The sequence below is a fragment of the Nocardioides sp. genome, assembly GCF_050699375.1.
Taxonomy (GTDB): domain Bacteria; phylum Actinomycetota; class Actinomycetes; order Propionibacteriales; family Nocardioidaceae; genus Nocardioides.
Genome location: NZ_JBOHDN010000180.1, coordinates 1 through 10,408 on the forward strand (window position 1 = coordinate 1; position 10,408 = coordinate 10,408).

9 protein-coding genes are annotated in these 10,408 nt (G+C 68.8%); 6 read left to right on the forward strand and 3 right to left on the reverse strand.

Annotation, left to right across the window (positions count from 1 at the left end; all coding sequences use genetic code 11):
* Positions 1-644: uracil-DNA glycosylase (locus ACRDPS_RS13305; RefSeq protein WP_431502121.1), on the reverse strand; the 644-nt coding region annotated here is incomplete at its 3' end.
* A gap of 76 nt (positions 645-720) precedes the next feature.
* Between ACRDPS_RS13305 and ACRDPS_RS13310 the strand changes: the two genes are divergently transcribed.
* Together ACRDPS_RS13310 and ACRDPS_RS13315 are read left to right on the forward strand one after the other, a co-directional pair.
* Entirely contained in the window at positions 721-1,716 is a 996-nt protein-coding gene (locus ACRDPS_RS13310) for an LLM class F420-dependent oxidoreductase (protein WP_431502122.1), read from the forward strand.
* 64 nt (positions 1,717-1,780) lie between these two features.
* On the forward strand, positions 1,781-3,331 hold the full coding sequence (locus ACRDPS_RS13315; RefSeq protein WP_431502123.1) for an FMN-binding glutamate synthase family protein: 1,551 nt from the start codon (positions 1,781-1,783) through the stop codon (positions 3,329-3,331).
* Positions 3,332-3,477: 146 nt separating this feature from the next.
* On the opposite strand, the gene ACRDPS_RS13320 is transcribed toward ACRDPS_RS13315, so the two are convergent.
* Both ACRDPS_RS13320 and ACRDPS_RS13325 read right to left on the reverse strand, forming a co-directional pair.
* Positions 3,478-4,500 carry a Gfo/Idh/MocA family protein gene (locus tag ACRDPS_RS13320; protein ID WP_431502124.1) on the reverse strand — a complete coding sequence of 341 codons (1,023 nt, stop codon included), beginning with the start codon at positions 4,498-4,500 and terminating at the stop codon, positions 3,478-3,480.
* Between the two features lie 51 nt (positions 4,501-4,551).
* Positions 4,552-6,021 carry an alpha,alpha-trehalose-phosphate synthase (UDP-forming) gene (locus ACRDPS_RS13325; RefSeq protein ID WP_431502125.1) on the reverse strand — a complete coding sequence of 490 codons (1,470 nt, stop codon included), beginning with the start codon at positions 6,019-6,021 and terminating at the stop codon, positions 4,552-4,554.
* Positions 6,022-6,126: 105 nt separating this feature from the next.
* On the opposite strand from ACRDPS_RS13325, the gene ACRDPS_RS13330 reads away from it, so the two are divergent.
* The 4 genes from ACRDPS_RS13330 to lon all read left to right on the forward strand — a co-directional run.
* A complete protein-coding gene (locus ACRDPS_RS13330; protein WP_091046051.1) occupies positions 6,127-6,423 on the forward strand; it encodes a DUF3263 domain-containing protein in 297 nt (98 codons plus the stop codon).
* A 24-nt stretch (positions 6,424-6,447) separates the two neighbouring features.
* Positions 6,448-6,948 (forward strand): LytR C-terminal domain-containing protein, encoded by a 501-nt coding sequence (locus tag ACRDPS_RS13335; RefSeq protein ID WP_431502126.1) that lies wholly within the window; start codon positions 6,448-6,450, stop codon positions 6,946-6,948.
* Between the two features lie 103 nt (positions 6,949-7,051).
* Positions 7,052-7,909, forward strand: coding sequence for a trehalose-phosphatase (gene otsB / locus ACRDPS_RS13340; protein WP_431502127.1), 858 nt, complete (start codon positions 7,052-7,054; stop codon positions 7,907-7,909).
* A 167-nt stretch (positions 7,910-8,076) separates the two neighbouring features.
* Positions 8,077-10,408 (forward strand): endopeptidase La (gene lon / locus ACRDPS_RS13345; RefSeq protein ID WP_431502128.1); only part of this gene is annotated, 2,332 nt, incomplete at its 3' end.

Sequence of the window (10,408 nt, forward strand, 5' to 3'; positions counted from 1 at the left end):
AGGAGCGCGTTGGCGCGGGAGAACGGCCGGGATCCGAAGAACCCGCGGCGGGCCGAGAGTGGCGAGGGGTGGACCGACTTGATCGCGGGCACCTGGTCGAGCTTCGGCTCGAGGTTCTGGGCGTGCCGGCCCCACAGGATCGCGACCAGGGGCCCACCGCGGCGGCCGAGCACGTCGATCGCCCGCCCGGTGACCTCCTCCCAGCCCTTCTTCGAGTGCGAGGCAGGAGCGCCGGGCCGCACCGTCAGCGAGGTGTTGAGGAGCATCACCCCGCGGTCGGCCCAGGTCGAGAGGTCGCCGTGCTCGGGCATCTTCAGATCGAGGTCGGTCGCCAGCTCGGCGTAGATGTTCCGCAGCGACGCGGGCAGCGGACGTACGTCCTTCTCGACCGCGAAGCTGAGCCCGATCGGGTGCCCGATGGTCGGGTAGGGGTCCTGGCCGACGATCAGGACGCGTACGTCTCGCAGCGGCCGTCGGAAGGCGTTGAAGATCCGGTCGCCGTCGGGAAGGTAGGGACGCCTGGCCGCCAGCTCGTCGCGCAGGAAGCGGCCCATCTGCTCGACCTGCGGCTCGACCGGTGCCAGCGCCTCGGCCCAGTCGGCTGCCATCAGGCCCTTGTCCACGAGTCCGGCGAGTGCAGTCATAAATCATGAGGGTATCGGCTGGCACCGACGGATAGGTTGGGTGCGGCAGGCGGGTTGGATCCAAGAAGGAGTAGACATGAAGTTCGGTTTCTTCCTCCCCCAGGGGTGGCGCTTCGACCTCGTCGGGATCGACCCGGCAGATCAGTGGACGACGATGAAGGACCTGGCCGTGCATGCCGACTCCGGTTCGGCCTGGGAGAGCGTCTGGGTCTACGACCACTTCCACACCACCCCGGAGCCGTCGGACCAGGCCACCCACGAGGCGTGGTCCCTGATGGCCGGTCTGGGCGCGGTGACGTCGCGGATCCGGCTCGGGCAGATGTGCTCGTGCATGAGCTACCGCAACCCCGCCTACCTGGCGAAGGTCGCCGCGACCACCGACCACATCAGCGGTGGCCGGGTCGAGATGGGCATCGGCGCCGGGTGGTACGAGCACGAGTGGCGGGCCTATGGCTATGGCTTCCCCGAGGCCCGCGACCGGCTCGGGATGCTGCGCGAGGGCGTCCAGATCTTCCAGCAGGCCTGGACGAAGGGCGTCTCGTCGCTGGACGGGAAGTACTACCAGGTCGACGGCGCCATCTGTCAGCCGCTGCCTCTTCAGCAGGGCCGTTCCGGCATTCCGCTGTGGATCGCCGGCGGCGGCGAGAAGGTGACCCTCAAGATCGCCGCGCAGTATGCCGACTACACCAACTTCGGTGGCGATGCCGAGACGTTCCAGGCGAAGTCGGAGATCCTGCAGGGCCACTGCGACAAGCTCGGCCGTGACTTCTCCGAGATCACCCGCTCCTCCAACTACAACGTGTTCATCGGTGAGACCGAGAAGGACGTCCAGGACAAGCTCGACTGGTTCGCCGACCACCTCGCCAAGTCGCTCGGGGAGCGTGCTGGTGCTGAGAACGCCCGTCGCAGCGGCATCCAGGGTCTGACGGGCACCCCCGAGCAGATCGTGGAGAAGCTGAAGGCTATGGAGCAGCTGGGGATGACGTACGCCATCACCTACTTCGGCGACGCCGCGTACGACCGCTCCTCCATCGAGCTCTTCGAGTCGCAGGTCGTCCCCGAGTTCGCCTGAGTGTTGCCCGCCGCCCCCGGGTAGGACGTTTACAAGAGCGTGGCCGACAGGTAGGAAGACGTACATGAAGATGACGACCCTGCTCGGGGGTGTGGCCGTGGCGGCCGGCGTGATCGCCGCGCGCGACCTGACCCAGCGTAAGCACGCGATCCTGCGGAACTTCCCGGTAGTAGGGCATGCGCGGTATCTGATGGAGAAGATCGGGCCGGAGCTACGGCAGTACATCGTCGCCGACAACGACGAGGAGCGGCCGTTCAGCCGCGACCAGCGACGCTGGGTCTATGCCTCGTCCAAGGAGCAGAACAACTACTTCGGCTTCGGCACCGACAACGACATCGAGCACGCCCAGGGCCACGTCCAGATCAAGCACCGTACGTTCGCCGACGCCCTGCCCGACGACCACGACCCGGCAGCGAAGCTGCCCTCGGCGAAGGTGCTCGGCGGTCCGCGGGGCAGGGCGAAGGCGTTCCGGCCGGACTCGGTCGTCAACATCTCGGCGATGAGCTTCGGCTCGCTGTCCGGGCCCGCGATCAAGGCGCTCAGTCTGGGCGCGCACCGGGCCGGGACGATGCACAACACCGGTGAGGGCGGCATCTCGCCCTACCACCTCGAGGGTGGGGCCGACCTGATCCTGCAGATCGGCACTGCTTACTTCGGCTGCCGCAACCCCGACGGCACCTTCTCGATCGATCGGCTGAAGGAGCGAGTCGCCACGGCGCCGGTCAAGGCGATCGAGATCAAGCTCTCCCAGGGGGCCAAGCCGGGGCTGGGCGGGCTGCTGCCGGCGGCCAAGGTGAGCCCGGAGATCGCCGAGATCCGTGGCATCGAGCTCGGCAAGGACTGCGCGTCGCCGTCTCGTCACTCCGCCTTCTCCGATGTCGACTCGATGCTCGACTTCGTCGAGATGATCGCGGCCGAGACCGGGCTGCCCGTCGGCATCAAGTCGGCGGTCGGCGAGATGGGGTTCTGGCAGGAGCTCGCCGGCAAGATGCGGTCGGGGGAGCGTGGGGTCGACTTCATCACCGTCGACGGCGCCGAGGGTGGCACCGGAGCGGCGCCGCTGATCTTCGCGGACGCGGTCGCGATGCCCTTCCGGATCGGTTTCTCGCGGGTCTTCGGTACCTTCGCCGAGCTCGGCCTGACCGACTCGGTCACCTTCATCGCCTCGGCGAAGGTCGGGCTCCCGGAGAATGCCGCGGTCGCCTTCGCGCTCGGGGCAGACATGGTCAACGTCGGCCGCGAGGCGATGATGTCGGTCGGCTGCATCCAGGCTCAGAAGTGCCACGAGGACACCTGTCCGACCGGTGTCGCGACCCAGAACAAGTGGCTCACCGGCGGCCTCGACCCCGAGGACAAGGGCGATCGCTGCGCCAGCTATCTGAAGACGCTGCGCAAGGAGCTGATGAAGGTCTCCGCCGCCGTCGGCGTCGCCCACCCGGGCCTGATCACCCCGCACGACATCGAGATCATGAACGGCGACTACGAGTCCCGCACCCTCGCCGGCGTCTACGGCTACAAGGACCACTGGGGCAGTCTCGGCAGCGAGGTCACCGCCGAGCTTCTCGACGTCGTCCACCCGCAGCGTACGTTCAACGAGAGGCCGTCAACCCCCTGACCGCCGAGGCGTCAGGTCTGCAGGCCGAGAAGTCACTTTTGCAGGCCGAGTGGGCATCTTTGTGCCAACTCGGCCTGCAGAAGTGACGCCTCGGCCTGCATTCCTGACGCCTCGGCCTGCAGGGGTGACTTCTCGGCGGCTCTGGGTTAGGCCTCGCCGGCGTAGCGGGCGCCGATGGACTCGCGGATCATGTCCATCTGGCGCATCAGGCTGAGCGTCTGGGCGTGCGTGACCAGCGGTGACTCCAGGAGCCCCTCGCGCAGGCATCGCTGCACCTCGACGATCTCGTTGCCGTACGCAGCGCCGATGGTCGGCTCGTCGCCGACGATCTCGACGGGCTCGTCGCCGTTGGCGGGCTTGAAGACCGCAGCAGAGGGATGGTGGAAGTCGCTGAGCTCGACGCGGCCCTGGTCGGTGGCGATGGCGGCTGCGCGGGAGGAGTAGGACGTGACCGAGGAGACCATCGTGGAGAGCCGGTTCTCGGCGTACTTCCCGGTCATCACCAGGTCGAGGTCGAAGGTGCCGCCGTCCTCGCCCTCGCCGAGGTTGGCCTGTGCGGTCAGCGAGCGGGCCTCGCCGAAGATCAGGTGGGCGAAGGTGAGCGGATAGATGCCCATGTCGAGCAGTGCGCTGGCGCCGAGGGCGGGATCGAGGAGGCGCCCGTGCTTCTCGGGGTCGGCGACGAACCCGAGCTCGGCGTGCACGTGCCGGGGGGCCCCGAAGCGGCCCGACCGCACGTCGGCGACGACGCGGCGGATGACCGGGTTGGTCGCCATCCACATGGCCTCCATCAGGAACAGCTTCTTGGAGGCGGCCAGGTCGACCATCGTCTGCGAGTCGGCGGTGTTGAGCGTCAACGCCTTCTCGCACAGCACGTGCTTGCCGGCGTTGAGCACGAGGGTGGCGTGCTCGAGGTGGTGGGAGTGCGGGGAGGCGATGTAGACGACGTCGACGTCCTCGTCGGCGGCCAGCTCCTCATAGGAGCCGTACGCGCGCACCGGCCCGTTGGCCTCGTACTCCTTCGCGAACGCCGTCGCGGACACAGGTGTCCGCGATCCGACGGCCACGAGGCGGGCGTCGGGGACGAGCATCAGGTCGGTGGCTAGGGAGTGGGCGATCCGGCCGGTGCCGAGAATTCCCCACCTGATCGGGTCAGAGTTGGTGGTCACGGCTCGACTCTAGCCACCGCTGGGCAGGCGTCGGAGCCGGGCGGATCGGGTTCAGCGTGCGTTGGGCGGGAGGACGTTCTTGGTGTGGTTGCCGGGGACCCCGGCGAGCTCCTCGAGGAACGTGTCGGCCCAGTGGCGTACGTCCCTGGCGGCGACCTGCTTGCGCATCGCCTTCATCCGGCGGGTGAGCTCCTTCGGCTCGGCCGAGTAGGCCTCCAGCAGCGCGGCCTTCATCCCGTTGATGTCGTAGGGGTTCACGAGCCAGGCCTGGCGCAGCTCCTCGGCCGCGCCGGCGAACTCGGAGAGGACGAGCGCGCCGTCGTCCTCGTAGCGGCAGGCGACGTACTCCTTCGCGACCAGGTTCATGCCGTCGCGGTAGGGGGTGACGACCATGATGTCGGCGGCGCGGTAGAGGGCGGCCATCTCGTTGCGGGGGAGCGAGGTGTGCAGGTAGGAGATCGCCGGGCGGCCGATGCGGCCCAGGTCGCCGTTGAGCCGGCCGACGAGCCGGTCGATGTCGTCGCGAAGCTTCCGGTACTGCTCGACGCGCTCACGAGAGGGCACCGCGACCTGGACGAAGATGGCGTCCTCGACGTCGAGCTCGGTGTCGCGGATCATCTCGCCGTAGGCACGCAGCCGGGCGTAGATGCCCTTGGTGTAGTCGAGCCGGTCGACGCCGAGCAGGATCTTCTTCGGGTCGCCGAGCTGCTGGCGGATCTCCTTGGCGCGCTGGTTGACGCTCTCGTCGTGGGCCATCTCGTCGAAGCCGATGAAGTCGATCGAGATCGGGAAGGCGGCCGCGCGGACGGTGCGCCCGTCGGGCAGATAGACCAGGTCGCGATGGGTCTTGTGCCCGACCCGCTGCCGAACCAGACGGACGAAGTTCTGGGCCGCCTGCGGGAGCTGGAAGCCGACCAGGTCGGCACCGAGGAGGCCCTCGAGGAGCTGACGGCGCCAGGGGACCTGCTGGAAGAGCTCGGCCGGCGGGAACGGGATGTGCAGGTAGAAGCCGATGCGCAGGTCGGGGCGGAGCTCGCGCAGCATCTGCGGGACCAGCTGGAGCTGATAGTCCTGCACCCAGACGGTCGCGCCCTTGGCGGCGACCTCGGCGCACTTCTCGGCGAACCTCTGGTTGACGCGCTGATAGCCGTCCCACCACTCGCGGTGGAACTCCGGCTTGGCGACGACGTCGTGGTAGAGCGGCCACAGGGTGCCGTTGGAGAAGCCCTCGTAGTGCTCCTCGATGTCCTCGGCCGTCATCGTCATCGGCAGCAGATGGAGCCCGTCGTCCTCGAACGGCTCGAGGTCCTCGTCGGTGCCGCCTGGCCACCCGATCCAGACGCCTTCGTTGGCTCGGAGCACCGGCTCGAGGGCGCTGACGAGGCCTCCTGGCGAACGGCGCCACGCCTTCGTGCCGTCCGGCATCTCCACTCGGTCGACGGGGAGCCGGTTGGCCACGATTACCAGGTCAGCCTGCACATCTCCGACTCTAATCGACGCGAGTGGCCAGGACTCTGTCATCGTGTCGAAAATACCTGTCAGGTAACACGCCGGGTGGGTGAACCACAGCGGTGTAGTTCGGCGGGTTAGTCTGTGGCCAGATGCAGACGACACGGGGGACGAGGAATGAGTGCCGTAAACGTGCAGGTCACAGGCCCAGGCGAGGACCCCGCGAGCCTCAGCGAGCGTGACAAGCAGATCTTGGACTTCGAGCGCCAGTGGTGGAAGTACGCCGGCGCCAAGGAAGCGGCCGTGCGCGAGGCGTTCAACATGTCCGCGACCCGCTACTACCAGGTGCTCAACGCCCTGATCGACAAGCCGGAGGCCCTCGAGGCCGATCCCTTGTTGGTACGCCGCCTGCGACGGCTCCGCGCGGCCCGGCAGCGTCAGCGCTCGGCGAGACGGCTCGGCTTCGAGGTCTGAATGACCGGCTGCGTACGAACGCCTTTGCGTGACGAGCGTGGGGTCGCGCTGCCCACGCCGGTCATCCTGCTCAGCGTGGTCGCCGTCGTCGCGGCCGTGATCGTCTTCTGGGTCACCGGTGGCGACCGGGACGGCACCGACGAGAAGATCACCCCGGCCGGCGGCACCGCGTCCGCCTCGGCCTCCGCGCCGCAGAAGGCCGAGAAGCCGGCGAAGAAGAAGCCGGCGAAGGCCGCGCCCACGCCGGTCGAGCGCGGCAAGGTCAACGTGGAGGTCTACAACCAGACCAACATCGCCGGTCTGGCCGGTGAGGTCGCGTCGAAGGCCACAACGGTCGGCTGGAACGTCGTCGGCGAGGACAACTGGGTCGGCTCGGTCCCTGAGAACACCGTCTACTTCCCGCCCGTGATGAAGCGCGAAGGCGAGCAGCTGGCGGCGGATCTCGGCATCAAACGAACTCATGTGGCCGTTGAGGGGTCGATGAAGGGTGACCGGCTGACGGTCGTCCTGACCGGCGCTCTCTGAGTGCTGACGTCTCTTTTCAGCCCTTTCTGGCGGCATGTGATCTGCCCCACGCTCACGCACTCACCGGTCGGCCGTGAGGTGGTTGCCGTGTCACAGTTGAGGCATGGCCGAACTCCAGTTTGATGACGCGACCCACGTTGGTGAGCAGAAGTACGCCGCGGTCGCCGCCGCTGCCGCCGACGCCCTCGTGGGCCTCGACTTCGACGGCACGCTCTCGCCGATCGTCGTGGACCCGTCGACTGCGGCCATCCACCCGGACGCCGCCGAGGTTCTGGTCGCTCTCGGGACTCAGGTGAAGGCGCTGGCCATCGTGACCGGCCGTCCCGCGGGTCAGGTCGTCGAGCTCGGCGGACTGGCCGCGATCGCCGACGCCCTTGCGGAGATGGGCAAGGAGCTGTACGTCTTCGGGCAGTACGGCAACGAACGCTGGAGCGGCTCGGACCGGGTCGTCGTCGGCCCACCGCCGCCCGAAGGACTGGCCGCCTTCGAAGCCGCGCTGCCCGCGGTGCTCGCCGCCCACGGGGCGCAGGAGGCCTACATCGAGGAGAAGGGTCTCGCTGTCGGCGTCCACACTCGCCGGTTCCCCGAACCTGACGCCCTCGCCGCGCGCCTGCTCCCGCCGCTGACCGAGCTGGCAGCCGAGCACGGGCTGATGATCGAGCCCGGCAAGCAGGTCATCGAGGTGCGTGCCCACGGCATGCACAAGGGTCACGCGATCGACGCGCTGGTCGCGGAGGTCTCGCCGGGCGCGATCCTGTTCGGCGGTGACGACCTGGGTGATGTCGAGGCGTTCGAGGCTGTCCGGGCCTGGGGGAAGGCCGCCGGGTCGCCGACGCTGCTCGTCTACTCCCATGCCGGCCCGGACCGCGGCCCGCTCGCGGAACTCGCCGATGTCGCGGTCCCGGGGCCCGAGGGTGTGCTGGAGCTGTTGCGGGGTCTGGCCGCAGCCGCGAAGGGGTAACACGTCGTTCGTAGGACTATCAGGTCGTTCAGAGCGACCGGATAGTCGGTGTAACAGCGTGTTACACGTCGCGCCGTCCGCTGACAGCGAACACGCTAACCGGAGGGAACATCCGGTTGCCCTCGGAAGTTGAGCGGGTATCACTCAACTTTCGTAGGAGGTCCGTCATGGACAAGCTTCCTGTGCTGTTCGTCTCCGACGCCGTGGTCCTGCCGGGGATGGTCGTGCCCATCGAGCTCGATGAGGCCTCGCAGGCCGCTGTCGATGCTGCCCGGGCCGGCTCGGACAGCCGGCTGTTGGTCGCGCCACGGCTGGGCGATCGCTATGCGACGTACGGAGCCGTGGCGACCATCGAGCGGGTCGGTCGCTTCCGCGGCGGTGAGCCGGCGGCAGTGCTGCGCGCAGACACGCGAGCACGGATCGGCGCCGGGGTGACCGGGCCCGGTGCGGCGCTGTGGGTCGAGGTCGAGCCGGTCGAGGAGACCACCGGTGAGCAGGCGAAGGAGCTGGCCGAGGAGTACAAGCGGCTCGTCGTCGCCGTGCTCCAGCGCCGCGAGGCCTGGCCGGTCATCGACCAGGTCAACCGGCTGAGCGAGCCGTCCGAGATCGCCGACACCGCCGGCTACGCGCCCTACCTCGACGACGAGGCCAAGCGCGAGCTGCTGGAGACGCCGGACGTCGCCGAGCGCCTCGAGAAGGTCATCGCGTGGGCGAAGGAGTACATCGCGGAGTCCGAGGTCAGCGACAAGATCGCCGAGGACGTACGCGAGGGTATGGAGAAGACGCAGCGGGAGTTCCTGATGCGCCAACAGCTGGCCGCGATCCGCAAGGAGCTCGGCGAGGGCGAGCCCGAGGGCTCGGACGACTACCGGGCGCGGGTCGAGGAGGCCGACCTTCCCGAGGCCGTACGCGAGGCCGCGCTGCGCGAGGTCGACAAGCTCGAGCGGGGCTCTGAGCAGAACCCCGAGACCGCCTGGATCCGCACCTGGCTGGACACGGTGCTCGAGCTGCCGTGGGGTGTCGTCACGTCGGACTCGACCGACATCGAGGCCGCTCGCGAGGTGCTCGACGCCGACCACCACGGCCTCGAGGAGGTCAAGGACCGGATCGTCGAGTATCTGGCGGTGAGGACCCGGCGCGCCGAGCGCGGGCTCCAGGTCATCGGCGGGCGCGGCTCGGGTGCGGTGGTGCTGCTCGCCGGTCCGCCAGGGGTCGGCAAGACCTCGCTGGGGGAGTCGGTCGCGCGCTCGCTCGGACGAGAGTTCGTTCGCGTCGCGCTCGGCGGTGTCCGGGACGAGGCCGAGATCCGTGGCCACCGGCGCACCTACGTCGGCGCGCTGCCCGGCCGGATCGCGCGGGCCATCAAGGAGGCCGGCTCGATGAACCCGGTCGTGCTCCTCGACGAGGTCGACAAGGTGGGTTCCGGCCCAGGATTCAACGCAGTCGCGGGCGACCCGGCGGCGGCCCTGCTGGAGGTGCTCGACCCGGCGCAGAACCACACCTTCCGCGACCACTACCTCGAGCTCGACCTGGATCTCTCCGACGTGCTCTTCATCGCCACCGCCAACGTCGTGGAGCAGATCCCGAGCGCGCTGCTGGACCGGATGGAGCTGGTCACCATCGACGGCTACACCGAGGACGACAAGGTCGCCATCGCTCGTGACTTCCTGCTGCCCCGGCAGCTGGAGCGCGCCGCGGTCACCGCGGACGAGGCGACGATCGCCGACGAGGCGCTGCGCGAGCTGGCCGCCAACTACACCCGCGAGGCCGGCGTACGCCAGCTCGAGCGGCTCATCGCCAAGGCTCTGCGCAAGGCCGCGACGCGGCTGGCCACCGGATCGGAGCACGTCGAGATCGACCTGGACAACCTCAAGGACCTCGTCGGACGCCCGCGGTTCACGCCGGAGTCGGCGGAGCGTACGTCCGTGCCCGGGGTCGCCACCGGATTGGCCGTCACCGGGCTCGGCGGGGACGTGCTCTTCATCGAGGCGTCCGCGTCTGACGGGCAGACCGGGCTGAACATCACCGGCCAGCTCGGCGAGGTGATGAAGGAGTCCGCGCAGATCGCCCTCTCCTTCGTCCGCTCGCACGCAGCCGAGCTCGGGGTGGATCCTGCAGTGCTGGACCGCTCGCTCCACGTCCACGTCCCTGCCGGGGCGGTCCCCAAGGACGGTCCGAGCGCCGGGATCACGATGGTCACCGCGCTCACCTCGCTCGCCACCGGGCGCCCGGTACGCAGCGAGGTCGGCATGACCGGCGAGGTCTCCCTCTCCGGTCGGGTGCTGCCCATCGGCGGTCTCAAGCAGAAGCTCTTGGCGGCTCAGCGCGCCGGCCTCACCGAGATCTTCGTGCCGCAGCGCAACGAGCCCGACCTCGACGAGGTCCCCGACGAGGTGAAGCAGGCGCTGAAGATCAACCTGGTCAGCGACGTACGAGATGTCGTACGCGGTGCCCTCGCTCCGGCCGAGGCGAGTGCCGAGCCGATCGCCGAGGTCGGCC